19 protein-coding genes and 2 pseudogenes are annotated in these 25,378 nt (G+C 44.7%); 14 read left to right on the top strand and 7 right to left on the bottom strand.

The window, feature by feature from the left end; genetic code table 11:
• Positions 1-10: 10 nt before the first annotated feature.
• Together hutH and AB4329_RS15640 are read left to right on the top strand one after the other, a co-directional pair.
• On the top strand, positions 11-1,543 hold the full coding sequence (gene hutH / locus AB4329_RS15645) for a histidine ammonia-lyase (protein ID WP_017067090.1): 1,533 nt from the start codon (positions 11-13) through the stop codon (positions 1,541-1,543).
• Positions 1,544-1,754: 211 nt separating this feature from the next.
• Positions 1,755-2,480 (top strand): DUF3581 domain-containing protein, encoded by a 726-nt coding sequence (locus AB4329_RS15640; protein WP_017067089.1) that lies wholly within the window; start codon positions 1,755-1,757, stop codon positions 2,478-2,480.
• A gap of 91 nt (positions 2,481-2,571) precedes the next feature.
• On the opposite strand, the gene AB4329_RS15635 is transcribed toward AB4329_RS15640, so the two are convergent.
• Positions 2,572-3,033, bottom strand: coding sequence for an isoprenylcysteine carboxylmethyltransferase family protein (locus AB4329_RS15635; RefSeq protein ID WP_372138706.1), 462 nt, complete (start codon positions 3,031-3,033; stop codon positions 2,572-2,574).
• A 66-nt stretch (positions 3,034-3,099) separates the two neighbouring features.
• Complete coding sequence (locus AB4329_RS15630; RefSeq protein WP_017066184.1) at positions 3,100-6,135, bottom strand: FAD-binding and (Fe-S)-binding domain-containing protein; 3,036 nt, start codon at positions 6,133-6,135, stop codon at positions 3,100-3,102.
• A 222-nt stretch (positions 6,136-6,357) separates the two neighbouring features.
• On the opposite strand from AB4329_RS15630, the gene AB4329_RS15625 reads away from it, so the two are divergent.
• The 8 genes and pseudogenes from AB4329_RS15625 to AB4329_RS15590 all read left to right on the top strand — a co-directional run bounded on the left by AB4329_RS15625 (position 6,358) and on the right by AB4329_RS15590 (position 12,501).
• Positions 6,358-7,041 (top strand): DUF3334 family protein, encoded by a 684-nt coding sequence (locus AB4329_RS15625; RefSeq protein ID WP_017059770.1) that lies wholly within the window; start codon positions 6,358-6,360, stop codon positions 7,039-7,041.
• Between the two features lie 209 nt (positions 7,042-7,250).
• Positions 7,251-7,940 (top strand): DUF2786 domain-containing protein, encoded by a 690-nt coding sequence (locus AB4329_RS15620; protein ID WP_017059769.1) that lies wholly within the window; start codon positions 7,251-7,253, stop codon positions 7,938-7,940.
• A 99-nt stretch (positions 7,941-8,039) separates the two neighbouring features.
• Entirely contained in the window at positions 8,040-8,708 is a 669-nt protein-coding gene (locus tag AB4329_RS15615; RefSeq protein WP_372138712.1) for an OmpA family protein, read from the top strand.
• Positions 8,709-8,865: 157 nt separating this feature from the next.
• Positions 8,866-9,433, top strand: a pseudogene (locus AB4329_RS15610) (tetratricopeptide repeat protein); the annotation flags it as partial.
• 80 nt (positions 9,434-9,513) lie between these two features.
• Positions 9,514-9,951, top strand: a pseudogene (locus AB4329_RS15605) (hypothetical protein); the annotation flags it as partial.
• Between the two features lie 165 nt (positions 9,952-10,116).
• Positions 10,117-10,305, top strand: coding sequence for a hypothetical protein (locus tag AB4329_RS15600; protein WP_017059767.1), 189 nt, complete (start codon positions 10,117-10,119; stop codon positions 10,303-10,305).
• Between the two features lie 357 nt (positions 10,306-10,662).
• Positions 10,663-11,070: a SulA-like leucine-rich domain-containing protein gene (locus AB4329_RS15595; protein ID WP_372073740.1), complete on the top strand. Its 408-nt coding sequence runs from the start codon at positions 10,663-10,665 to the stop codon at positions 11,068-11,070.
• A gap of 327 nt (positions 11,071-11,397) precedes the next feature.
• Positions 11,398-12,501: a phosphoribosylaminoimidazolesuccinocarboxamide synthase gene (locus tag AB4329_RS15590; RefSeq protein WP_017055177.1), complete on the top strand. Its 1,104-nt coding sequence runs from the start codon at positions 11,398-11,400 to the stop codon at positions 12,499-12,501.
• 174 nt (positions 12,502-12,675) lie between these two features.
• Here AB4329_RS15590 and AB4329_RS15585 read toward each other — a convergent pair whose 3' ends face one another.
• On the bottom strand, positions 12,676-13,053 hold the full coding sequence (locus tag AB4329_RS15585; RefSeq protein ID WP_017059766.1) for a hypothetical protein: 378 nt from the start codon (positions 13,051-13,053) through the stop codon (positions 12,676-12,678).
• A 203-nt stretch (positions 13,054-13,256) separates the two neighbouring features.
• Positions 13,257-15,635: a helicase-related protein gene (locus AB4329_RS15580; protein WP_372138705.1), complete on the bottom strand. Its 2,379-nt coding sequence runs from the start codon at positions 15,633-15,635 to the stop codon at positions 13,257-13,259.
• A gap of 183 nt (positions 15,636-15,818) precedes the next feature.
• Here AB4329_RS15580 and AB4329_RS15575 point away from each other — a divergent pair, with 183 nt between their 5' ends.
• The 3 genes from AB4329_RS15575 to AB4329_RS15565 all read left to right on the top strand — a co-directional run bounded on the left by AB4329_RS15575 (position 15,819) and on the right by AB4329_RS15565 (position 20,047).
• A complete protein-coding gene (locus AB4329_RS15575) occupies positions 15,819-17,507 on the top strand; it encodes an NAD-dependent malic enzyme (RefSeq protein WP_017059764.1) in 1,689 nt (562 codons plus the stop codon).
• Positions 17,508-17,679: 172 nt separating this feature from the next.
• Positions 17,680-18,480, top strand: coding sequence for a vancomycin high temperature exclusion protein (locus AB4329_RS15570; protein WP_017063589.1), 801 nt, complete (start codon positions 17,680-17,682; stop codon positions 18,478-18,480).
• Positions 18,481-18,676: 196 nt separating this feature from the next.
• Positions 18,677-20,047 carry a DASS family sodium-coupled anion symporter gene (locus tag AB4329_RS15565; RefSeq protein ID WP_017059762.1) on the top strand — a complete coding sequence of 457 codons (1,371 nt, stop codon included), beginning with the start codon at positions 18,677-18,679 and terminating at the stop codon, positions 20,045-20,047.
• Between the two features lie 254 nt (positions 20,048-20,301).
• On the opposite strand, the gene AB4329_RS15560 is transcribed toward AB4329_RS15565, so the two are convergent.
• Positions 20,302-21,597: a GGDEF domain-containing protein gene (locus AB4329_RS15560; RefSeq protein ID WP_372138703.1), complete on the bottom strand. Its 1,296-nt coding sequence runs from the start codon at positions 21,595-21,597 to the stop codon at positions 20,302-20,304.
• 303 nt (positions 21,598-21,900) lie between these two features.
• Between AB4329_RS15560 and AB4329_RS15555 the strand changes: the two genes are divergently transcribed.
• Positions 21,901-22,725 (top strand): DUF2797 domain-containing protein, encoded by an 825-nt coding sequence (locus AB4329_RS15555; protein ID WP_029235797.1) that lies wholly within the window; start codon positions 21,901-21,903, stop codon positions 22,723-22,725.
• A gap of 132 nt (positions 22,726-22,857) precedes the next feature.
• On the opposite strand, the gene AB4329_RS15550 is transcribed toward AB4329_RS15555, so the two are convergent.
• Both AB4329_RS15550 and AB4329_RS15545 read right to left on the bottom strand, forming a co-directional pair.
• Positions 22,858-24,108, bottom strand: coding sequence for a sensor domain-containing diguanylate cyclase (locus tag AB4329_RS15550; protein ID WP_017059759.1), 1,251 nt, complete (start codon positions 24,106-24,108; stop codon positions 22,858-22,860).
• A 283-nt stretch (positions 24,109-24,391) separates the two neighbouring features.
• Positions 24,392-25,276 carry a LysR family transcriptional regulator gene (locus AB4329_RS15545; RefSeq protein WP_372138701.1) on the bottom strand — a complete coding sequence of 295 codons (885 nt, stop codon included), beginning with the start codon at positions 25,274-25,276 and terminating at the stop codon, positions 24,392-24,394.
• Between the last annotated feature and the right edge of the window lie 102 nt (positions 25,277-25,378).

Here is a 25,378-nt window from a genome sequence, read left to right as displayed (position 1 = left end):
TGGAGAGAACATGTTGAACTTATTACTTAAGCCAGGACTTCTTGGCCTATCTGAACTTCGAAAAATCAGCCGTAGCCCTGTGAACTTATCACTCGATCCTGCAGCAATCCCGGATATCGAAGCGAGCATGCAAGTTGTCGAACAAGTGATTGCTGAAGACCGCACTGTGTATGGCATCAACACGGGTTTTGGCTTATTAGCAAACACCAAGATTGCGCCTGAAGATCTCGAAGTTCTACAGAAAAGTATCGTACTTTCTCACGCTGCGGGCATTGGCAAGTTCATGTCTGATGAAACCGTACGCTTGATGATGGTATTGAAGATTAACAGCTTGTCTCGCGGTTACTCTGGTATCCGCCTCAAAGTGATTAACGCTCTTATCGATCTTGTGAACGCGCAGGTTTACCCGTGTGTTCCACAAAAAGGATCAGTAGGCGCATCTGGAGATCTTGCTCCCCTCGCCCACATGAGTACCGTTCTGCTAGGTGAAGGCCAAGCACGCCACAACGGCAAGATCATCACTGGCTTAGAAGCAATGCAGATCGCAGGTCTTGAACCAATCACACTTGCGCCGAAAGAAGGCTTAGCGCTGTTAAACGGCACACAAGCATCGACTGCCTTTGCATTAGAAGGTCTGTTCGCAGCGGAAGACTTGTTTGCGTCTGCAACCGTATGTGGTGCAATGTCTGTTGAAGCTGCACTGGGTAGTCGTCGTCCGTTTGACCCTCGAATTCATCGCGTTCGTGGTCATCGTGGTCAAATGGATGCCGCGCTTGCTTATCGCCATATGCTTGATCAAAAGAGTGAGATTGGTGAATCACACACTTGCTGTGAAAAGGTTCAAGACCCTTACTCGTTGCGCTGTCAGCCTCAAGTGATGGGTGCCTGTTTACAGCAAATTCGTAATTCAGCAGAAACGTTAAACGTTGAAGCGAACTCGGTATCGGATAACCCACTGGTATTTGCTGAAGACGGCGACATTATTTCAGGTGGTAACTTCCACGCAGAACCTGTGGCAATGGCAGCGGATAACCTAGCACTTGCGATTGCAGAAATTGGTAGCCTTTCTGAACGAAGAATGGCACTGCTGATTGATAGCGCACTAAGCAAACTTCCACCTTTCTTGGTCGATAACGGCGGCGTTAATTCAGGCTTTATGATTGCTCAAGTAACCTCTGCTGCTCTGGCAAGCGAGAATAAAACACTGGCACACCCAGCATCAGTAGACAGCCTTCCAACATCGGCAAACCAAGAAGATCATGTATCTATGGCAACCTTTGCGGGTCGTCGACTGCGTGACATGGCAGAAAACACCCGTGGCATCTTGGCTGTTGAATACTTAGCAGCAGCACAAGGCTTGGATTTTAGAGCACCAAATCTCTCTTCTCCTCGAGTAGAAGAAGCAAAACAGATACTGCGCGAGAAAGTCAGCTTCTACGACAAAGATCGCTACTTCTCACCAGATATCGAGCAAGCAAATCTACTGCTCAAATTATCAGTGCATAACCATCTAATGCCAGAAGGCCTACTGTGTAGCTTCTAAGGTTTGGCGAAATAGCACGTCATATAAACAGGGGCTATTGATTAGCCCTTGTTGCATTGAATCCAAGCCCCTATTCCCCTCAAAATCGTCACATACCATCCAACGTATTTATCTAATCGACTGATATATAAGCAAAGTTAACTGGATAGACCATTAGAACGAAGTTAGTTAGCTATAATCCACCCCAGATTTGATGACTAATAGCGATACTATGTTTCTGACACCTTACTTTTCTACTGAAGACAATCAATTTCAATTCACTCGTGAACAAGCAAGCCACTTTGCTAAAAAAGTAGCTGGCGATTTCAACCCGATTCACGATGAAGACAACAAGCGCTTCTGTGTACCTGGCGATCTTTTATTTGCAGTACTTCTGCAAAAAGAAGGCATCAGCCAAAAAATGCGTTTTGATTTTTCAGGTATGGTTGGTAACGGTATTGCGTTAAGCGTTGACAACAAGTGTGAAAAAGAGAGCTCACTTATCGATGCAAATGGTAAAGAGTACCTACACATGTCTTGTGAAGGTGAGAAGAGCCATGATCAAGCATTCATCGAGCACGTAGTAACAAACTACGTTAAGTTCTCTGGCATGAACTTCCCACACATCATGGTTCCTCTTATGGAAGAACAACAAATGATGATCAACTGCCAACGTCCTCTAGTGATTTACGAGAGCATGGAAGTTGAATTTACTCGCCTAGACCTGTCTCACCCAGAAGTTGAATTCTCTGGCGCGACTTTTGATGTTGAAGGCAAACGTGGCATCGTGACCCTGAACTTCGATTTCAAAGAAGACGGCGAAGTAGTAGGTAAAGGCGTGAAGCGTATGGTAGCAAGTGGCCTTAAGCCATACGACCAAGCTTCTGTAGACGACCTAGTAAACCGCTTCAACGAACGCAAAGAGATGTTTCTAGCTCAGTTCACAGCCGCTGCTTAATCAGCTCTAGAACAAGATCAATAAAGCCCAGCTTGATAATCTCAAGCTGGGCTTTTTTATTTCGATTACTAAGCCAGCACTCAAATCATCACTAAATCCAGCGTCCAACCTTTTGTTTGTAATCAACATATTCTGCGCCGAATAATTGTTCTAGTGCTCGCTCTTCGGGTTTGATTTGGAAGTAATTCATGTAGATTACGAAGCCAAAGCTAAGTAGTACACTGAAGATATTCTGGAAGAAGTAGCCAAAGCAAAATAGCAGGATGAACAACCCTAAGTACATTGGGTTTCGCGTGTAGCCAAAAATTCCACTGTCCACGACGGCTGAAGCGGTTTCGACTTTGATCGGGTTAACGGTGGTTTTCTGTTTTCGAAATTCCAATATGCCGGATATTCCAATCACACCACTCAATGTGACTCCGATTCCTAACACAATCATTCCATGAGGCAATGCCAGTGTCCCTTGGCTCAACTGTTGAGCGCAGAAGTATGATGCTACGAATACAATAATGAACAGTGCAACTGGTGGTACTTTTAATTCTAGAAATTTCATACTTTTCCTTATTAACATTCCTTTGTTAGTTTAGAAAAAAGCCCAGCAATTGCTGGGCTAAATGTATTAGAGAATTTTTGCTAGCGCCTGTAATGGGTGAGCAAGCTTCTCACCTTCAAAACGCTTCACTTGGCTGCGGCAAGAATAGCCCGTCACCAAGCAACGATCTTTTGGTAAGTCCTGCATTTGAGGCTTCCAGCTTAAACCATATATGTCTTTCGACATTTGTAGCTTATCGACTTCGTGGCCGAAAGTTCCCGCCATACCACAACAGCCGACAGGAACGCTGGTTAACGCCGCCCCAAAGTGTTTGAAGATAGTACCCCACTCTTTTTCAGCGTTCGGCATTTTGGTTTTCTCAGTACAGTGAGCAAACAAGTACCACATATCTTCACTTGCTGAGCGTGCTTCGAACTCACCTAGCGATGGCATTAACCATTCATGCACAGTAAGTACATCAAAGTCGCCGCGCTTGTCACCTAAGATCTCGACGTATTCATCGCGGTAACAAAGCACAAGAGCAGGATCAACACCGACCAAAGGAATTCCGATATCCGCCACCATCGACAAGAAATCCGAAGTCGATTTCGCCTCACGTGCAAAACGATTTAAGAAGCCCTTGATGTGCAACGCTTTACCATTCGGTTTGAACGGCAGCAGTACCGGAGTTTTGCCAAGTTTTTGAGCCAGAGTGACGAAGTCTTCAATCACCTCGGCATCATAGAAGCTGGTAAACGGGTCTTGAACGATCAGCACATGCTGTTTCTTCTGTTCAGAAGACAAGCCTTCTAAATACTGTAAATCGAAGAGTTGCAGCTCTTTACTCGCTAGACGATTTTTGAGCGTAGGCACCGACATCAATGGTGCATCAACATAACCGACCGTTTTAGCTGTTGCCGTTTGGATCCACTTTTGACCCAATGCAGCGTTGACTACTTTTGGCGCTTTCGCCATCAGCGGCAGCATGGTTTCAATGTTGGCAACTAGATAATCTTTTGCAGGGCGCTGGTAACGCGAGTAGTAGATGTTCAAGAATCGAGAACGGAAACTTGGTACATCGACTTTGATCGGACATTGACTCGCACACGCTTTACACGCCAAACAACCGTTCATCGCCTCATGAACTTCATGCGAGAAATCGTACTCATGGCGTTTGTTCATCGTATTGCGAACACGCTCAATCATAGTCTTAACGGGTGTGTTGTCTTTCAACGCTTCTTGCTCAAGGTCGAGAATATCAACGCCTTGTTCAGTCAGTTGACGCAACCACTCTCTTACCAAGCCTGCGCGGCCTTTGGGTGAGTGACGTCGGTCAGCCGTAACTTTCATTGAAGGACACATTGGCGAGCTAGTATCGTAGTTGAAACACAAGCCGTTACCGTTACATTCCATTGCTTGCTTGAAGCTGTCACGAACTTGTACGTCGATCTGACGGTCGTAGAAACCACGCTTGGTATCGGTGACTTTCACCAATTCAGCGTCACTTTCTAAAGGCGTACAGATCTTGCCTGGGTTCATCTTGTTGTGCGGGTCGAATGCTGCTTTAATACGTCTTAATTCGGTAAACAGCTCTTCACCAAAGAAGTCTGGGCCATACTCAGAACGGAAACCTTTACCGTGCTCGCCCCACATTAAACCGCCGTATTTCGCCACCAGCTTAACCACTTCATCAGAGACTTCATGCATCAATGCTTCTTGCATCGGGTCACACAGATCCAATGCTGGACGAACGTGTAATACGCCCGCGTCAACGTGACCAAACATGCCGTAATTCAACTCTTTTGAATCGAGTAACACTCTAAATTCAGAGATGAAATCCGCGAGGTTTTCTGGTGGTACACAAGTATCTTCAGCAAAAGCGACTGGCTTAGCTCGGCCTTTCGCCGCACCTAACAGACCCACTGCTTTCTTACGCATGTTGTAGATTCGGCCAATGCTCGCCAAATCGCTACAAACTTGAAAACCAATCACGCCGGCTTCTTCGCTTTCAACCATGGTTTCAAGGCGTGCAGTCAGCGCTTGAACTTGCTGTTCAACTTCCGCTTCATCTTGGCCTGCAAACTCAACCATGTTGATGCCAAGCATCTCTTTGTTCGGAACATCAGTCAGCAAATCGCTCACGGTGTGCCAAACGATGTCTTGCTTCGCTAGGTTCAATACTCTTGAATCTACCGTTTCAACAGACAGTGCTTTCGCTTCCACCATGAACGGCGCATTACGCAGCGCAGAATCAAACGTGTTGTATTTCACGTTAACCAGTGTGCGCGCTTTTGGAATCTTGGTTAGGTTTAACTTTGCTTCCGTGATGAATGCTAAAGAACCTTCAGCGCCACATAGAACGCGAGTTAGGTCAAAGCTGTCATCTTGTTCGTTGATTGCATTCTTTAGGTCATAGCCTGTTAAGAAGCGATTCAGCGGAGGGAATTTATCTAAGATTTGAGCGCGTTTGTCTCGACAAACCGCCTCTGTCACCGCAAGTGCATGGTGAGCGAATTCACCCTCTACAGGTAAGCCGTGTGATAAATCAGATTCTAGACATGAACCATCTGCGAACACCGCTTGCAGCGACAATACATGGTCAGACGTTTTGCCGTACTTCAATGACCCTTGGCCCGAAGCATCGGTATTGATCATGCCACCCAAGGTTGCTCGGTTACTGGTAGAAAGGTCTGGAGAGAAAAAGTAACCATAAGGGCGAACAGCGTCGTTCAATTGATCTTTAACGACACCAGACTGAACTCTTACCCAGCCCTCTTTCTCGTTAATCTCAAGAACCTTATTCATGTATCGCGACAGGTCAACCACGACACCTTTTGTTAAAGATTGTCCGTTGGTTCCGGTACCGCCGCCACGAGGGGAAAAAGTCACGCGTTCGTAAGCGGATTTAGAAACCACTTTACCGATAAGCACAACGTCTTGCGTTGTTTTAGGAAGGATGACCGCCTGCGGCAATTGCTGATAGACACTATTATCAGTCGCCACAGCCAAACGGCTAGAATATTGAGATTCAATGTCGCCAGTAAAGCCCGCTGTTTTTAGTTCATCTAAAAAGCGTACGACAACTGGATCGACATCAGCATTGAGTTGAAGTCTTGGTAACATTTGCTTCCTGCCCCTACTTCGCTGATCCTATCAGCATTGGGTTATCTGAGATTTATAATAATTTTCTTTGAATTTCGTCACTTTACTACTATTAAGATCATATAAAAAGGTGATCAAATCAGAATCTCAGTGCAAGAATGGAGAAATAGTCACTTTCGTCTTAATTCAGTAACAATATACTGAATAACATTTTGTTTAAGACATCTCCACGAGCACATCACAATGAAAAAAAACAAAACAGTCACAACTGAAGATATCCTTCTTAAACTATGCCAATCAGTCTCAAGCGTACTTACTTCAGCGACGGCTTCTCAGGTGTCCTATTCAGCCATGGTTCAAAAGATCAACAAAACAAGCCTCAAGCCAGACTTTGGTTGCTTCGTTCTGTTTGACGGCGGCTTTTCTGGTCTTGTTGTTATCAATTTTACGTCCAAAGCAGCGTTAGAGATCTACACCAATTACATGCGCAATATGGGCATGCCTGAAAACGAGCTCGCTGTGCTTCATACTTCAGACGAAGTGGGTGATGTATTGGGTGAGTTGATGAACCAATTGGTGGGTGACTTCACCAATAAAATCCGCAAAGAGCTGCAAACCAACATCACACAAAACCAACCGAAAATGCTGGCTCTGAACAAGCAAGTAAACCTTTCTGTTGATACTAACCTCGATCGTCCACAAGCTCGTCGTGTGACCTTCTCTACCGCCAATAACAACATCTTCTACCTTGAGCTTGCGATGGATAAGACCGAATTCATTCAATTGGAAGAATTTGAAATCGCAGAAGACGAATGTCCAGATAGCATTCTTGAGGCGACTCAGAAAAAAATGCAAGAAGCGAACAAGCCAGCTCAAAGCTCTGGCAATGATTCTGCAGCAGACCTACTCGATGAACTGGGTATCTAGTTTGCAAATGCTCTAGTCACTTTAAAAAATCGTGTCACTAACGCCATCAATACGCTTGATGGCGTTTTTGTTTTTACCGTCAAGTCGGCTCATGCAGTTCAATGTTTACCGCCTCACTTGTTCATCAAACCAGTTTTGCCTTTCTGTTACCCGCGAAAACATGTAAAATGTTGGACTTTTAAAAATTTGCGGTACTGATTAAATTGTCGATGGATAAGAAAAAAGCCCTAAAGAAAATTGCCAAGTGTCTTGAGCTTGGAAATTCTGCGAACGTCAATGAAGCTGCCAATGCGATAAAAATGGCGCATAACTTGATGCTGAAATATGGTCTCGAAAAAGACGATATTGAATTTATCAAGATGGGGAAAACTCAGTCCAGTCACCTGTTACCTGCAAATATCAGTTCTACACTGCTGCGCGTTATTCGCGGTATCAACACCAAGTTTGGCGTAGAAGCCGTGTTACTGAATCACAAAGGCCTCAAGCGCGTTGAATTCATTGGTGAAGCCGACCGCGCGATCTTCGCAGCCTTCGCTTTCGATATCATTTATCGCGAGCTGAATGAACACACCGGCCAATTCAGAAATAGCTTTGCTGGCTCTGGCACAGGGTCCTTAGAAGTGACACGCCGCGTGAACTCGTTTGTTTCAGGCTGGGTTGAAGGTGCGCTTGAAAAGCTACCAACCATTACTCCCGACGACGAATCAAACAACAAGATCAATAACTACATTGATAAAGAATTCAAAAATATCGACCGTGAAACGTTCAAGCAGCAACTGAGAGAAGCGATGAAAAACCTCACCGCCGATTATGAAGTTGGTTTGAAGAAAGGTCGTAAATTGTCTGTTAATCGACCAGTTGGCGGTACCCAGGCAGCTAAAAAGATAACTAAATCATAGAGCCACTTTACATTGCTTCGACGTATTGATAAAAACCATCAATAAGATTTACAGGACTATGTTTGTCACTCGAATTCATTCGTTTGACAGAAGTACATGATGGAGAAATACGTTAAAAAAATCACACTAGCCCTAGCGTTTACTATCGCTTTAACGGGTTGTCAGGCAACTCAACGCCAAAACGCGACAACTGGCGAATCTGAGGCTAACTCTGCAACTCAAGGCGCTCTAATTGGTGCACTCGCTGGTGCCGTTGCTGGTGCTGCAACTGGTGACTCTAAAGACCGTGGTAAACGTGCACTTATTGGTGCTGCCGGTGGCGCCGCTGTTGGTGGTGGTATTGGTTACTACTTTGACCGACAAGAAGCTGCCCTTCGTGAAGAGCTAATGAATTCAGGCGTTCAAGTTGAACGTGTCGGTGAGAACCAACTTCTACTTCGCCTAGAAAACGGCATCGGTTTTGATTCTGGCTCCTACGCTTTGGAATCAAGCATTCACAATACCCTTCGCGGCGTTGCTCGCATCCTAGTTGAATACCCAGACACTAGCCTAGTGATTGAAGGTCACACTGACAGCGAATCGACGAACCAAATCCTTTCTGAGCGTCGAGCTGAATCTGTTCGTGCATTCTTGATCTCTCAAGACGTTGCTGCAGGTCGTGCTATTGCTCGTGGTAACGGTGAGCGCTACCCTCTATGTGACAATAACACCTCTCAAGGTCGTGCTTGTAACCGTCGCGTAGAAATTCAAATCTTGCCGCTTAAGTAGCACGATTAAAGCCCAGTCCATCTTTATCTATTGAATTAACCTCTATATAGTTGTTTATCAGTTATGTTACTCATTTAACGTGATAATAATAATCAACGACCATAAAGCGTATTCATACTGACATATCGATTCTGGGCTTTTTTACGAGACTTATCTTTTGCTGATCCTATCCAACATTCTGTCATCATCATTTCTTAGAACACTATTTCTAGCCCTCATCTTTTCCACGATTCAACTGTCCACCACACATTTCGTGCACGCAGCAAGCAGTGATGAATTTTCACTAGAATCACAACCTCAAGATCCAGTTTCTCAATACCAATTGGCTCAAGCTTATGAATCGGGTGTCGACGTTCCTGTTAGCACCAGTGATGCATTGTATTGGTACACGCAGTCAGCAGAAAACGGCAACCCAAACGCGCAATTTAGACTGGGTGAATGGTACTTGGCAGGTACAGGTGTTGAACAAAGTAACAAGCTTGCTTTGGAATGGTTTATTAAAGCGGCGTTGCAAGGTAACCAGCGCGCACCTATCGAGGTAGCAAAACTCTACGAATCCTCGCTAGAACAAGACCTCCTTCAACCATTAGATAAAGCGCAGCTATGGTATGAAGCAGCCTTAAAAGATAATCCACAAGCAGAAGAGGGCTACAACCGCATTTTGGAAGCACAATTCAACCAGCAACGTGCAAAACAGATCTCTTCAATAGAACAGCTCGATGACAGCATCGACTCTGAAATAGACACCAGTCAGGGGGGATCTAAGCACGTTCAATCTAACCAAGCATCACGCTCTAACCTCTCCAGTTCTAACCTAACTAGCTCTGACTATATGATTGGTGCTGCGTTGGCCGTGTTGATTTCAATCATCAGCATTATTGCGACGCTCGTTATCTCAAGAAAAAGACAAGCTCTAAAGTCGGGTGATTCGCGACAGCAACAACAATCACTTGAAGCGCAGCTTAGCTCGAAGGACCTTACGATTAAGCAGCAAAAACGCCAGCTGAACACTATGTTCCACGAATTGAAGAAGCAGAAAAACAGCAAAGGTCTGAGTAATTTGCAGGTGGCCTGCGCGCTATTTGGCTACACACCTAGCTCAATCCCCGACCAGAAAAGCATCAAGATCCGATACAAACAGCTATCAAAGATCTACCATCCAGATGGTCACGGATGTGACGAAGAAATGAAACGTTTGAACAATGCGCTAAAAACCATTTTACAAAATGTTACAAAACCGTAAACAAACACACATCTTCATTTTCCTAGATCTCAAAGATATCGATTTTATTGGTGTTGCAATCGATCCCCCTCTCAAAAACGGGTAACAAACTATTAACTAATGGGTCTTACTTGTGTCATAATTTGCGCCGAAAATACACCTGACTTAAACAGGTGAGGAGAGAATATGTTCACAATAGAAGGCGTTTGTGATTGGTGCAAAAAGCCAAGCCTAGTTAAAAAGCACGACTACCTAGATGGTAAGTGTCATCATGCATGTAACGAGTGCAATGATATTGCAACCATTGATGTTCGCCAGTTCAATATTGGTGAAATGGAAATGAGAGCAAAACTCTCCCAAGCGACATTGAGATAAGCAACACCGTGAAATATAAGAAAGCGCCTAAGGCGCTTTTTTTGTGCCTGTGGTTTTAGATCTTCTTTCTTCTTTCTTCTTTGTTCTTTGTTCTTTGTTCTCTCTTCTATACAGGTATATACAGTACTTTTCTGCAAAAACCAGTGTATACACCTGTATAAAGCTCACATTTATTCAACTTATGATACAAAACAGCAGATTCATTCAAATTTAATTTATCGAATACTTTCAATGATTTAATCATTTACCATCCATAACCTCAGACGAAATCGTCCAATAATCCCGCAAAAAACGCTTGATCTTATAAGCAACTAAAACTACTGTATACACATACAGCATGTATATAAGGACAGCAAAATGATTCAAGCACACGTTAAAGCACAACACTCTAGCCCGCTAGTTCACTGCGCATTTACATCAATTTCTCGTAAAAGCAAAAATTCAAACGAGGAAGCGTTGTTTGCAAGAATGGCGTTGCTGTCCAATCAACATCAGTGGTTACTGTTTACGGCTCAAACACCAAGACCATCGGCTAAGCAGCTTAAGCAACATAATGTTTGCTGCGACCGCGTTATTCATATGAAAGCCTCTCATCAAATGACTGAGGTAGAGACTGTCGAGAAAGCAATCCGCTCTAAGAATGCGAGCGCGATTGTTGCAAGTGCATCGATTGATCAGTTCAGCCAACAGTACCTAAGAACATTAGGGTTACGCTTTCAATGTGAAGTCTTCTTTATGGATGCAAATTCAGAGCGTATTCACTAAGCCACCTTGCTTAATAACATGTTGGCTTAATAACATGTTGGCTCAAAAACATGGTCCACAAACATAGCTTAATCTTTTAGCTAACAAACTTAATTTAACTTAAGAAACAATTCGCCAAAACACAGTCCAAACATACTGCCTTCCCCTGCCCTACAATTCGCCCATTTTTTAGCGGATTGTTAGGCGGGGGTTTTTATTTAAACAACAGATTTAGCAAACGTTTGCTTTTTCTCTGGAAGCAAATAGTAGATTGGGTATAATGCCCGTCTAATCATGTGCACACCGCACTTCTCTGTATGACGTTTGATAAAAGATAGGAATGTCTAAATGAGCCTTGCTGATCAAGTTCTTGCCGTAAATGATGACCTACCAATCCGTACTGATAAACCTGTCCACAGTGGCAAGGTTCGTTCGGTCTACTGGTTAACTGAAGAAGATAGCCAACGACTAATTAAAGAGAAAGGCTACGATGTAGCACCAGATGCGCCTTTAGCAATCATGGTGATCAGTGACCGTATCTCTGCATTTGATTGTATCTGGCGTGGTGAAGGGAATCTTAAAGGTGTTCCAGGTAAGGGAGCGGCTCTGAATGCTATCTCTAACCACTGGTTCAAATTGTTTAAAGACAACGGACTTGCTGACAGTCATATTCTTGATATCCCTCACCCGTTCGTATGGATTGTACAAAAAGCTCGCCCAGTCATGATCGAAGCGATTTGTCGTCAATACATCACTGGTTCAATGTGGCGTGCATACGCAAACGGCGAACGTGAATTCTGTGGTATCGAGATGCCTGAAGGCCTTGAGAAAGACAAGAAGTTGCCTGAGCTACTGATCACGCCTTCAACAAAAGGGATTCTGAAAGGTATTCCTGGCGTTCCAGAAGCTGACGATGTGAACATCACACGCAACAACATCGAAGATAACTTCGCAGCATTCAACTTTACTCAAGCAAGCGACATCGCGCATTACGAAAAACTTCTTAAAGAAGGCTTCAACGTAATCAGCCAAGCGCTAGCCAAAGTAGACCAAACCTTTGTTGATACCAAATTTGAGTTTGGCTACGTCAACGATGCTCAAGGCAAAGAAAAGCTTATCTACATGGACGAAGTCGGTACTCCAGATTCATCTCGCATTTGGGATACTCAGGAATATAACAACGGCAACATCGTTGAGAATTCAAAAGAAGGCTTCCGTCAGTTCTTGCTTAACTACTTCCCTGATGCCGACATTCTTTTGAATAAAGAGCGTATGCCAGAACGTGAAGCATTGGCTCGTGACAATGAACTTCCACTGGATTCTCTAATGTCTCTGTCTCGCACTTACCTTGATATCGCAGCGAAAATCACAGGTGCGGAGATCGTACTGAGCGAAAATCCTAAGCAAGAGATCATCGATGTACTGCGCGCTGACTATGGTCTAATCGACTAGTCGCTTAATTGCTAATTGCTTAATCGCTTAATCGCTTAATCTCAAAATAAAAAGCTCGAAAGCTAATAAGCTCGTAGACTCAAGTTTTAGATACTAAAAGGGCCTCAATATTTGAGGCCCTTTTTACGTGTACGTTTTTACTATTCCTCGAGAGAGATTATAGGCGAGCTGAAGTTACAGCTTAATCGTGAACTCTTCTCCAGAATTACCCGCAATCACTAAATGACTGCGCGATTCAATATACTCGATCTGCTCTTCTTCAAGTGAATATGGCATCACCACTTTGAGCTCATTGATCCCTTCCAGCTTAGCGAGCTTGAGTAAGGTAACAATGTTCGACTCATCACTTTTACGCGTCGACATTGATTTCAATGCCATCTGCCATAAACGATCCTCTGGGGTGCCCAACTCTTTAATGCTATCTCGCCAGACGGTACTGAACACTGGCGCAATTGTGGTGAGTGCTTCCAGAAAAGTCCATTTTTTACTGCATGAGGCGCCAAGAAATGTTGTGTAATCGAACTCTACACGCGTCTCTTCCTGTTTATCCATGATGTCCCCCGACACTTTGGCAACACAATATACTCAATATCTATCAACTCTTTCTTTATAGCAATAGGATATAGAAGAATAGTCTTTTATGACCTTTTGATTGGTTAAAAAGGCATATAAAAATCAAACTTGTAACAAAATAAGCACTGAAAAATCATATATGCATCTATTTGATTAATATTTTAGAGATAAAACTTATCCATCTATTTGATATCAATTATTCGACTCGCTTTTTTGAACTGAATACGCCAACCAGACCATGTCGGTAGCTCCCAACGTTTTGGCGATAACTTTCGGCTACCCGACTGATAATGGACGTAAATCAGCTTTCTTGCGGGCAAGTATTCAACATCGAGTTGCAAGTCGGCAAGGCTCAATGCAAACGGGTATTTTTCCGAAAATTCTGAGTAGAGCCAAGTTGGAATGCCATCGAACGGTATGTCTGCATGATCGAACATTTCCAATTCGCTGACATCAGTAACACCTAGTACTTCAAGCTGCTCTATAAACCATAGCTCAAAGTTAATGTTCTCAATTTCTGGTGTGTATTTAGTTTGTTCATTGAGACCAAGTTTCACATACAACTGCCAGTGTTTGATTTCTTGAGTGCGAGCCTTTGCAAAACCGGGAAGCTGCTCTCCATTTAACACAAGGTCGACGATAGGTTTTAACGATAGTTGCCCTTCAGCGGCGACGAGTTTGGTTGTAATCGTGCGGCCTGCGTACACCAATGCCATCTCGGTAAAAACACCATCATCATTCACAACGGTTTCGCCTTGCTCCCACTCTCCTAGTTCAGCATCAATGAGAAGCTCAAGAGGAATGGGGGTCGTGACCGTCGCTAAGGTCAGTGTTTGCTTAACGCCTCTTCCCGGCAAGCTGTGAGTATCCAACACCAACATCGCTTGTGCATTATCAGGGAAACGGTTCTGACGACCGAGCACCACTTCTAAAACACCATTGGCAAAGGCTTCTTTCCTTTTCAGTCGGCGCACAAACACCAGTTCAGGATGCAGATTCACAATGGTCTTGAGCAATTCAATGCGTTGGAAACGTGACGCGACTTCTAGCTGAGGAAGTTCAAATACCTCCCGCATTTGCTTCGCCAATCCTTGAGCTTCATTCAGAGCCTGTTGGTCGATGTCTAAATGCGGATATTCTCGACCGCGCACAATCTGAATCAACAGGCTTAAATCACACCCTTCCTTCTCTTGTTGCGCGAGCGCTTCAAGATGTTCTGCATTGTTTGGTAACTGATACAAGCGAGCAGGAACGGACAGCGCCGCAGTGAGATCAACCATCGCCTCTTTTAATGCTTTGGTTTTGATTCGAGTAACGATATCGGCATACAAAGCATCAATCGGCAACGGATACAGCTTTTTACCATGCTCGGTAACTTGATGGTCGGCGTTAATCGCTTCCATCGTCAGCAAGGTTTGAGTTGCACTGTTGAGTGATTTCTCTGGAATAGGGTCAAGGAAGGACAAGCTCTCAAGCGGAGATCCACAACATGCTGCGGCCAACATAGGTTCAGTCAGCTCTTCACGCTGCAATTCAGGCGGTGTGACTAACTCTAACGCCGCATGTTCACCATATAGACGCACGCAAACGCCATCCATTACCCTACCCGCGCGGCCAGCTCGCTGTTTGGCACTCGCTCGTGATATGGATTTAAGCATCAGTGTGGTTCTGCCATTACGCTGAACGGTGCGTCTCTCTAATCCTGAATCTATCACCACGCCAATGTCAGGAATGGTTAATGAGGTTTCTGCAACGTTGGTCGCAAGGATGACCTTTTTCAGGCCATTACCTTCAGTATGGATATTACGACCCGATAACGCTGAATCTCGCTCTTTATCACTGACCGACGCATGCAATTTAACAACTTGGATATCTGGATTTTTCGCTAAGGCTTGTTCGCATTGCACGATCTCTTTTTTACCCGGTAGAAAAACCAACATATCGCCAGAAGAAGCGATCAACTGATGATTAACTTCTTCCACGATACGCTGCTCTAGATGTCGGATATCAGGCAGTGTTCTGGATTCATTCGCTCTGTGCTCAATCTCAACTTGATAGGTTCGCCCTTCACAGCTTATGCGATTCGCATCCAAATAATGAGCAAGGCGTTCACCCTCAATGGTTGCTGAAGTGATCACCAAACGATGGCTCGCTTTTTGTTTCAGAATCGCCACCAGCAGATCAATGTCCCAGCGCCTCTCGTGAAACTCATCCACCACGATCACATCAAAACTAGCGAGTCCATCTTCTGATAACCAACGCAGCGCGATACCGGGCGTCACAAAAACAACGTTAGTTTGCTCGTTGTATTCCGACTCAAGCTTAATCGCATAGCCCACTTTGCTACCCAACTTCTCGCCTGATCGCTGCGCGAGATATTTAGCCAGTGATGTACACGCGATGCGTCTTGGCTCCACCACTAACACTCGCCCATGTTGAGAGGCCCAAAGTGGCAGGCGCGTTGATTTACCTGATCCGGTTTCCGCCTCTACGACAAGGTGAGAATTAGCGATTTGTTCGTGGAATACGTTTTGATAAGCATCGATGGGAAGTAATGACATAAAATGGCGAGTAGCGAAAAAGTGTGAGCAAAGTATAACGAATTATCGTGTTGAAATTCGATAAGTGTGGGACAGAGGTAAGAATATCATTTTGTTTGCTCAGATCGCGGAGAAACTATTTACAATTGAATAACTAAACCGTTATCATTTTTTAGTTACCCTTTCTCCCATATTAGGCATCCAATGAACAACGATAAACGCCCTCTATATATCCCTTATGCTGGTCCTGCTCTACTAAGTACACCTCTTCTAAACAAAGGCAGCGCATTCTCTGCTGAAGAGCGCAGTTCTTTTAACCTTGAAGGTTTGTTACCGGAAACAACCGAAACAATCCAAGAGCAAGTAGGACGTGCATACAAACAATATTGTAACTTCGAAAGTGATATGGATAAGCATATCTACCTTCGTAACATCCAAGACACTAATGAAACGCTTTTTTATCGTTTAGTTCAAAACCACATCTCTGAAATGATGCCTATCATTTATACGCCAACAGTTGGCGCAGCATGTGAGAACTTCTCAAATATTTACCGTCGTGGCCGTGGTCTGTTTATCTCATACCCGAACCGCGATCGTATCGATGACCTACTGAATAATGCGACAAACCACAACGTTAAAGTTATCGTGGTTACGGATGGTGAGCGTATTCTTGGTTTGGGAGACCAAGGCATCGGTGGTATGGGTATTCCAATTGGTAAGCTAGCACTTTATACAGCTTGTGGCGGTATCAGCCCAGCTTACATGCTACCAATCGTGCTCGATGTGGGTACTAACAACCCTCAACGTCTTGCTGACCCAATGTACATGGGCTGGCGTCATCCTCGTATTACGGGTGCTGACTACGATGCATTCGTTGAAGAGTTCATCCAAGCGGTTCAACGCCGTTGGCCTGATGCATTAGTTCAGTTCGAAGATTTCGCACAAAAGAACGCAATGCCACTGCTTGAGCGCTATAAAGATCGCATCTGTTGTTTCAACGATGACATCCAAGGTACAGCAGCAGTAACCGTAGGTTCTCTACTTGCAGCATGTAAAGCAGCGAACAGCAAACTGTCAGATCAGCGTATCACCTTCTTAGGTGCGGGTTCTGCGGGTTGTGGTATTGCTGAAGCTATCATTGCTCAAATGGTGTCTGAAGGTATCAGCGATGCACAAGCTCGCTCTCAAGTTTACATGGTTGACCGTTGGGGTCTGCTACAAGAAGGCATGCAAAACCTGCTTGATTTCCAACAGCGTCTGGTTCAAACCAACGAAAACACCAAAGACTGGGAAAGCGATGGCACTGGTTTCTCTCTACTAGACGTAGTTCGCCACGCGAAACCAACCGTATTGGTTGGTGTGTCTGGTGCTCCAGGTCTATTCAGCAAAGAAGTCATCAAAGAGATGAACCTACACAGTGAACGCCCTATCGTGTTCCCACTGTCGAACCCAACAAGCCGTGTTGAAGCGACGCCAAACGACATTATTCGTTGGACTGATGGCCAAGCACTTGTTGCGACAGGTAGCCCATTTGAGCCAGTCGTTCACAACGGCACAACTTACCCAATCGCTCAGTGTAACAACAGCTACATCTTCCCAGGTATTGGCCTTGGTGTATTGGCTGTGAATGCTTCACGCATCACTGACGAAATGCTAATGGAATCAAGCCGTGCACTTGCTACGTGTTCTCCACTAGCAATCAATGGCACAGGTGCTCTACTTCCACCATTGGAAGAGATCCACACGGTATCTAAGAAAATTGCTCTTGCGGTAGGTAAAAAGGCGATTGAACAGGGCGTTGCTCTAGAGATCACTGAAGAAGCACTGCAACAAGCGATTGACCAGCACTTCTGGCAGCCAGTTTACCGTCGCTACAAGCGCACGGCATTCTAATAAAGCGTACTGCGCTTGGAATAAAGAGCGTTAACGACTCTTATATGAGCCTCTGCAATTGCAGGGGCTTTTTTCTTTAAACTGTCTTGTCTTTTTAACTGATTTTTCTCATTTTTATTTGGTATTATCGAGCACTCAAAAATTAATGCTCAGTGAAAGGACCATACCGAGAGTGAAATTTGATTCTCACATTATCCGTAGCTACATAAAAAAAGCTTACAAAAAACTGCAAGGTTTTCTGTTTGGCGCTTTCCTCGTGTTCTTAGTAGGCAGCGCTGCGGTTATTGCGATCGATTATTGGGTTTCATGGCAAGCGGAAGATCGCATCATCTACGATATAGATGAAGTGCCCGAGCTTGAGGTCGCCGTTGTGCTTGGCACGAGCAAATATTTGGGTCGAACACTCAACGACTATTATAAGCACCGAATCGAAGCCGCGATTGAGCTGTTCGACCGTGAAAAAGTCGACCAGTTTCTGTTAAGTGGTGATAACGCTCATCGCTCTTACAATGAGCCGTGGACGATGAAACGCGACTTGCTGAAAGCGGGTGTACCCGATGAACGCATTAACCTCGATTACGCAGGCTTTAGAACCTTAGACTCGATTGTTCGCGCTAAAAAGATCTTCGACACCGACAACTTCCTGATCATTACTCAGAAATTCCACTGTGAAAGAGCACTATTTATCGCTAATTCTTACGATATTCATGCACAATGTTTAGCGGTTTCAGGCCCTACTCATCATTCAGGCACCTCTATCCGTTTGCGTGAAGTTTTTGCGCGTACCAAAGCCTTCTTAGATTTGTATATTATGGGGACAACGCCAAAGTTCCTTGGACCTAAAGAGCCCATTCAATCGAGTCCAAAACCAGAATCATTTCCGATTCCAAACCCTATGACTGACCCCTCTGTAAACCCTGTTGTAGATCCTACAACAAACCCTATTGCAGACCCAGCAGAGACAGATGTGTAGAAAACTACACATTTTGAATTTGTTGCCTCACATTTCCCCACTGTTACACAAAAACACACCAACACGCCTTTATTAACTTAAGTAACATTCTCCCAACAAAGTCTGACCCTACATCAAGCTATATACCTCGAAAATAATAAGCACGACTCAATGAAGTCGTGCACCAATAAAACGAGGATAACAAAAGGAGCGTCTTATGACGGCACTTGTTACTACACTGAAACACTGGTTGTTCACCCGCAACAGCATGATATTAATTGGTAATTTCACGCTATTCGCACTCTTGCTCAACACCCTTCCTTTCGAATCACAAGTCAATACTGGTTTGAGTATTCTCGTGTTCGTTGCGGTTCTATGGTTAACCGAAGCTATTCATGTCAGCATCACCGCTCTGCTCGTTCCACTCTTGGCTGTCTTGTTTGGTGTGTTCAATACGCCCGCTGCATTAGCGAACTTCTCGAACCCAATCATCTTCCTATTCATGGGTGGTTTTGCCCTTGCTGCTGCGCTCAACAAGCAAGAGCTCGATAAGGCGATTGCCGACAAAGTTCTGCTGATTGCAAAAGGCAGAATGTCGGTGGCGGTGTTCATGCTATTCGGTGTGAGTGCAGGCTTGTCGATGTGGATTTCGAACACAGCAACGACTGCAATGATGCTTCCCCTTGTTCTTGGCATCATGAACAAAGTTGACCAAAGTGAAGACCGCAACACGTACGTGTTCGTACTGCTGGGTATCGCTTACTGTGCATCGATTGGTGGTATCGCAACCTTAGTGGGTAGCCCACCGAACGCAATCGCCGCTGCAGAAGTTGGCTTGAGCTTTACTGAGTGGATGGCGCTAGGTCTTCCAATCTCAATGATCTTACTGCCAATCGCGATGATTATTCTTTACGTGATGACTAAGCCAAAGCTTGACCACAAATTCGAGCTAGACCACGCTCCCGTTGAGTGGACAAACAGCAAGAAAATCACACTGTCTATCTTCCTTCTAACCGTAACGCTTTGGATATTCGGTAAACCAATCAACGCAATGATTGGCGGATTCTCTAAATTTGATAGCTTAGTAGCGATTGGCGCAATTGTACTGCTTGGCGCTTCTAGAGCGGTGGAATGGAAAGACGTTGAGAAGACAACGGACTGGGGTGTTCTTATCCTATTCGGTGGTGGTATCTGCTTAAGTAACATTCTAAAAGCGACAGGAACCAGCGTATTCTTAGCACACTCACTAAGCGGATTTTTAGAAACAGCTGGCGTACTGCTTACGATTCTAGCCGTGGTAGCGTTCGTGGTATTCCTAACGGAATTTGCGAGTAACACAGCGAGTGCAGCACTTCTGGTGCCAGTATTCGCAACCATCGCTGAAGCACTTGGTATGTCGCCAGTTATTTTGTCTGCACTGATCGCTGTTGCTGCGTCTTGTGCCTTCATGCTTCCTGTTGCAACACCACCAAACGCAATCGTGTTTGGCTCGGGTCACATCAAGCAGAAAGAGATGATGCGAATCGGTATGGTGTTGAACCTAGTTTGTATCCTAGTTCTGACTCTGTTCGCTTGGATCTTCTGGTAAACACTAACGTTCTATAAGCGCATGCTTACAGGAATGCTCCCCTAAACTGGTTGAACTTCCCCCGGTTCAACCAAGACAAAAATGCCCGTTCAGCGTAAGCAAGCACTGAACGGGCATATAAAAACAAGAAACGCTTTCCCTTTTGGTGGCCTCGCGCCACCTTTTTTGTTTTGGCTTTTGGGAGAAGAACCATAAAAACGCCACACGTCACATATGCACGTGTGGCTTATAAACTCATCAAAACAATTTTCAGATTAGTGACTCAAGATCACCTGATTTCGACCTGAATGCTTTGCTTGATATAAAGCTTCATCAGCGCGAGCAATAGTCTCTGTCACTCGCTCTTGTTTCATCTCGGCAACACCGATACTGCATGTCAGCGGATCGCCATGAACCCAAAGGTGCTGGCTGACTAAAAGTCGGATTTTCTCGGCCTTTCTTTGTGCTTCGCCAAGATCAGTCTCAGGGCAAAAAACAATGAACTCTTCACCACCCCATCTCACCAACTTGTCGGTAGCGCTGATCGAACTGCCCACCACCATGCTGAACTCACGTAGAATATGGTCACCCATTTGGTGTCCGTACTTGTCATTTACACTCTTGAAGTAGTCGATATCGAGATACAACATACCCAGCTTGCCATGTCCTTGCTTCACATGTTGTGACTGCATTTTCAACCAATCACGAATCGCGTGGCGGTTTAGTATTCCGGTTAACTCATCACGATGGGCCATCTCTGAAAATTCAAAATTCTGTTCTCTCAGTGCGCGATTGACGTTCTTTAAGTGGTGATGTCTTTTCTCTGCGATCACCATGCGTTTTCTAGAACGGTGCAGTTCTGAAATCAAGAACACGGTGCCCGTGCCCACCCAAACAAACAGTAAGATTAAGAACAAGCTTTCCGCAGAGATATACGAGCCTTCAAACTCGATGCTGCGAATAACAATTCGATGATGGCCTAGCTTCGCACCCGATGCGGTAGCAAACTCGACCATATTCACATTCGAATATTCAGGTGCAGAGTGCTCTAACGCCACATCATTGTCGGCTAACCACCATGTCATCACTTGCAGGTTTTTGATCGGAATCTCAATCACACCACCATCGACTCCTGGAGAAAACTCCATCCCGTTGTACTTATGTGTGTACTCGTCATCGGGAACAGAATAAGCAGGATTGTAGTTGCGTAGGTAAGTTCTCAAACGGCCACTAGAGTCAGCCTCCGCATGGTAATCAATGTTCACTCTAAAGGTGTGGTACTGAGAAAGGTCAAGGCCCGAGGTGATGTCAGGGTTGATACGAATCGACAGCCCACAGTAAGGCCACGGATACTCAGATTCTTTAAGTTCACAATCGAGAGTGTACTGTCCATTTTCATAGGATAACTGGGACGTACTGACTCCCCTATCAACTTGATCACTGGTCGCGATAAATTCATATTTATCAGGGGTAATTGCCGTTATCACACGATTTCCGCTCACACGGTAATACTGCACAATGGCAAGCGTTGTGATAACTAGAAAGATAACAATCTTATGGATCCACTTCACGTCTAAGCTTCCTGCTTAATATCCCTATAGTTGGGATTTCACGATAAAAAACAAGTTAGATAAATTAGTGATCTTAATACCAATAAATCACTAAAAAACGTTATATCACGCCCGAACAAAATGTCATACTATATTTTAATGGATGTATTTGCTGTTGATTATTCACGGCGAGAATCAAGTAATATTGCGTATAAAAACAGGCTCTATTTGTTATACTCATCGCATAATCATCGTTAACCGTACTGCCTGCTCACAGCGCAATCGAGTCGACGAAATAATAATCAAAATACAACGAGTAATGTCATGTCTTTATTAGCAAAAGGAACACTCAAAAAGATGAGTGCTTCCCTTGATGGCGCGGTTACCTACCGTTTGCCAGTAGGCGAAGAGTTTGTAGAGCTAAACCCTCTGATTGGTAAAACCATCAACCTCACTCACACCGGCAATATTTTTTGCTGCTCATGTGGTAAGAAAACTAAGAAGAGCTACTCTCAAGGCCACTGTTTTGTGTGCATGAAAAAGCTAGCAAGCTGCGACATGTGCATCATGAAGCCAGAGACTTGTCACTACGATGAAGGCACGTGTCGCGAGCCTCAATGGGGTGAAGAGAACTGCATGGTTGATCACTTCGTTTACCTATCGAACACATCAAGCCTAAAAGTAGGTATCACTCGTCACACTCAAATCCCTACCCGTTGGATTGACCAAGGCGCGACTCAAGGTTTGCCTATCTTGAAGGTAAAAACACGTCAGATTTCTGGCCTGATCGAAGTTGAGTTAGCAAAGCACATTGCTGACAAAACCAACTGGCGCACGCTGCTTAAAGGCGACGGCGACGATATGGAATTGGTAGAAAAAGCCAAAGAACTGTTGCCGTTGGTTGAGGATAAAATCCAAGAGATCAGAGCGAAGTTTGGTGATGATGCTATCGAGATTCTGAGCGAAAACATCACTTCATTGAGCTACCCAGTTGAACAGCACCCAGTGAAGATTGTGTCGCACAACTTTGACAAGAACCCTGAAGTATCTGGTGTGCTGCAAGGTATTAAAGGCCAATACCTAATCTTAGATACGGGCGTGATTAACATCCGTAAATTTGGCTCTTACGAAGTGGAAGTGTCTGCATAACTTGTAGAACTTAAACGTTTCTTATAGTTAGAAGCGCTTAGTGAATAGCCAAAAAATAAAATGCCCTCAAGTGATGACTTGAGGGCATTTTTCGTTGTCGCTCCTATTCGCTTTCGATGGCGATTTTAGGCGTTAGAGCGCAACCACATCTCCGTCTACACAATTCTTGCCGTTGGCTTTCGCGCGATAGAGAGATTGATCGGTTAAATTCACGAGTGCATCAATCGTGACACCGTCTTCACAGGCTTGGCTATCACTGATTCCGATACTGACACTCGAATTAAATCGTAACTGTTCATCAATCTTAAATTCGGTTTGATTAAACTGCTCTCGGATCTGATCAGACACTTGACGCGAAATCTGAGGCGACGCATTAGGGATAAATACAATGAACTCTTCACCGCCCCATCGACCTGCGACACCGCCCACAGCCTCAACATTACGCTTAGTAATATCAGCCAATGCGCAAATTACCTCGTCACCCACCATGTGCCCGTAGGTATCATTGATCGATTTGAAGTCATCGATATCAAGCAGCATACACACTAAGTGAGTCTCAGAGACAAGGTGCTCTCTCAGCCACTCATAAATCGCCCTACGGTTAAGCAAATCCGTCATTTCATCGTAATTCGCTTGGTGTACCAACTGCTTTTCCAGCATCACCTTTTGAGTCACATCTTCGAGCACAACCTGAACGGCTGGCTGACCTTTCCAAGTAATCGCATTGTCGTAAATATTGAAGAACCGATGAACGCCGTCAAAGCCAATGTTTTCAACCACGGTACTAGTACCTGACAACTCCCCTGATACGATCGCGTGATAGTGCTTGCTGATGCCATCGGCATTCTGTTTTGGTACCAGTTCAAGGATAGAGTCCAGCTCTAATACTTGCTCGATGGAAGCCGCGCCTTGCATGTTGACCCAAGATTGATTAACCATCAGCGGCTTGAAATCTCGGTGAACCAAGATGCCCTGCCCAGATTGCATGATCATGTCGTGATACATCTTATCTTGCTCACGCACCGCATTTTGCAGCTGAATCGCAGGGGAAAGATCGATCACTGTGACTTGCAGTGCAGGTCTTCCCTGCCACTCCGTCACATGGTCGATAGAAAACACGGTGAACTCTCTGCCATTGCGATCAACATTGGTATAGGTGTGAACCTGAGGGTCGCGTTGACCACTGACCGTTTCAAGGTAATTTTGATAAGCTAAAACATGGTAATCTTCTGAGATTAAATCTAGAAAGCTATCGATATTAGAAAGTAGTTCTTCGGGCGATTGGTATCCATAGATGCGAGCATAGTTAGCGTCAACACTCACTACATTCATATCTTGAATAGTTATTACACCGTACGTGGATTCGAAATTTATTGAAGACATTGCCAACTCCGCACTCTAGCTACACTTCACAAACTGGAGCATAACAACACATCCTGCCAACGCTTCCACAGAATCTATCACGCGCTAGGGACATTAATATGCCATCTAGTATATCGTACTGTTGCGAGCTTCTCTACAATTCAATCGCTAACACGAGTTAGTAAAAGTAGACAAGCATCTCAATCCCATTATTCGCGTCAAAAAACAGAAATAGATAACCTATACCAATGTAACCATTATCTTTTTCTATTTTTGGGTTAAATCTGATGAAATAACCCGTGCACTACTCGTTCCAATCAGAGAAATAAGAGACTAAAAAGTCGATAGCCAACCGTGCTCTCTGTGGAAGAAAGCGACGGTTCTGATAAACAATCCAACTGCTTGTGCCCGATCCCCAATACTCTTCTAACACAGGAACGAGTTTTCCATTGCTAAGGCCACCATTGAAGCTGCTTTTAGGAAGATAAACGATACCAAGCCCCTCTTCGCAAGCTTTCAGTACCGCGCTTGAATTGTTGCTTCTCCAACGACCATGAACTCTTACCGCAGTTAGCGGCTGTCCATCTTTCTCGAATAACCACTGGTCACTGTTGGCGATAATACAGCTGTGCAGCTTGAGTTGTTCTGGATTCGCTGGCGCACCAAACTCAGCAATGTAATCTTTGCTTGCTGCCGCAGCCATTGGGCGATCAACCAACTTTCTTGCCACCAGCCCTGAATCGTCTAATCGACCGTAGCGAATGGCGAAGTCGATACCATCCTCGATGAAGTTCACCATCTTAGTGTTGAAGTTCATTTCGATAGTCAGTTCAGGGTGATCTTTAGCAAATTCCATCAGTGCTGCGGCAACATGGTTTTCTGCAAATGCGCCCGCCGCACTGACACGTAAAGTACCGCTCAACTGAGTTTGTTGAGATGTGACTTGTTCATTCGCTTGTTGCAGCCCAATCACCAAGTCTTTGCACTGTTGGTAATAAGTGTGGCCAGATTCAGTCAGGCTAACCATCCGTGTTGAACGCGCAAGCAGAGCCACTCCCACTCTCTCTTCCAACCTTGAAACCTGCCGACTCACATGGCTGGTACTGCAACCTAGCTGTTTAGCGGCCGCTGAAAAGCCGTGACACTCAGCGACCGCAACAAATTCATTAATCCCTTCAAAGCTATCCATACATAATCTACTCGCATTTTATCTTTGCTATATAGCAACAATGTTTTGCCTGTTTAGCATATTATCACCTAATCGGTTTGGAACTAGTATTAGATACAACAA

It is taken from the genome of Vibrio sp. 10N.261.54.A5 (assembly GCF_041471145.1).
GTDB classification, from domain to species: Bacteria; Pseudomonadota; Gammaproteobacteria; order Enterobacterales; family Vibrionaceae; genus Vibrio; species Vibrio crassostreae_C.
This window is presented reverse-complemented; position numbering and strand designations above follow the sequence as displayed.

Excerpts from the sequence above, each read along its gene's own strand:
- AB4329_RS15580 (WP_372138705.1), bottom strand. The coding sequence starts at position 15,635 with ATGTCATTACTTCCCATCGATGCTTATCAAAACGTATTCCACGAACAA.
- AB4329_RS15585 (WP_017059766.1), bottom strand. The coding sequence starts at position 13,053 with ATGGATAAACAGGAAGAGACGCGTGTAGAGTTCGATTACACAACATTT.
- hutH (WP_017067090.1), top strand. The coding sequence starts at position 11 with ATGTTGAACTTATTACTTAAGCCAGGACTTCTTGGCCTATCTGAACTT.
- AB4329_RS15620 (WP_017059769.1), top strand. The coding sequence starts at position 7,251 with ATGGATAAGAAAAAAGCCCTAAAGAAAATTGCCAAGTGTCTTGAGCTT.
- AB4329_RS15565 (WP_017059762.1), top strand. The coding sequence starts at position 18,677 with ATGACGGCACTTGTTACTACACTGAAACACTGGTTGTTCACCCGCAAC.
- AB4329_RS15635 (WP_372138706.1), bottom strand. The coding sequence starts at position 3,033 with ATGAAATTTCTAGAATTAAAAGTACCACCAGTTGCACTGTTCATTATT.
- AB4329_RS15575 (WP_017059764.1), top strand. The coding sequence starts at position 15,819 with ATGAACAACGATAAACGCCCTCTATATATCCCTTATGCTGGTCCTGCT.
- AB4329_RS15615 (WP_372138712.1), top strand. The coding sequence starts at position 8,040 with ATGGAGAAATACGTTAAAAAAATCACACTAGCCCTAGCGTTTACTATC.
- AB4329_RS15545 (WP_372138701.1), bottom strand. The coding sequence starts at position 25,276 with ATGGATAGCTTTGAAGGGATTAATGAATTTGTTGCGGTCGCTGAGTGT.
- AB4329_RS15625 (WP_017059770.1), top strand. The coding sequence starts at position 6,358 with ATGAAAAAAAACAAAACAGTCACAACTGAAGATATCCTTCTTAAACTA.
- AB4329_RS15600 (WP_017059767.1), top strand. The coding sequence starts at position 10,117 with ATGTTCACAATAGAAGGCGTTTGTGATTGGTGCAAAAAGCCAAGCCTA.
- AB4329_RS15630 (WP_017066184.1), bottom strand. The coding sequence starts at position 6,135 with ATGTTACCAAGACTTCAACTCAATGCTGATGTCGATCCAGTTGTCGTA.
- AB4329_RS15640 (WP_017067089.1), top strand. The coding sequence starts at position 1,755 with ATGTTTCTGACACCTTACTTTTCTACTGAAGACAATCAATTTCAATTC.
- AB4329_RS15555 (WP_029235797.1), top strand. The coding sequence starts at position 21,901 with ATGTCTTTATTAGCAAAAGGAACACTCAAAAAGATGAGTGCTTCCCTT.
- AB4329_RS15595 (WP_372073740.1), top strand. The coding sequence starts at position 10,663 with ATGATTCAAGCACACGTTAAAGCACAACACTCTAGCCCGCTAGTTCAC.
- AB4329_RS15550 (WP_017059759.1), bottom strand. The coding sequence starts at position 24,108 with ATGTCTTCAATAAATTTCGAATCCACGTACGGTGTAATAACTATTCAA.
- AB4329_RS15590 (WP_017055177.1), top strand. The coding sequence starts at position 11,398 with ATGAGCCTTGCTGATCAAGTTCTTGCCGTAAATGATGACCTACCAATC.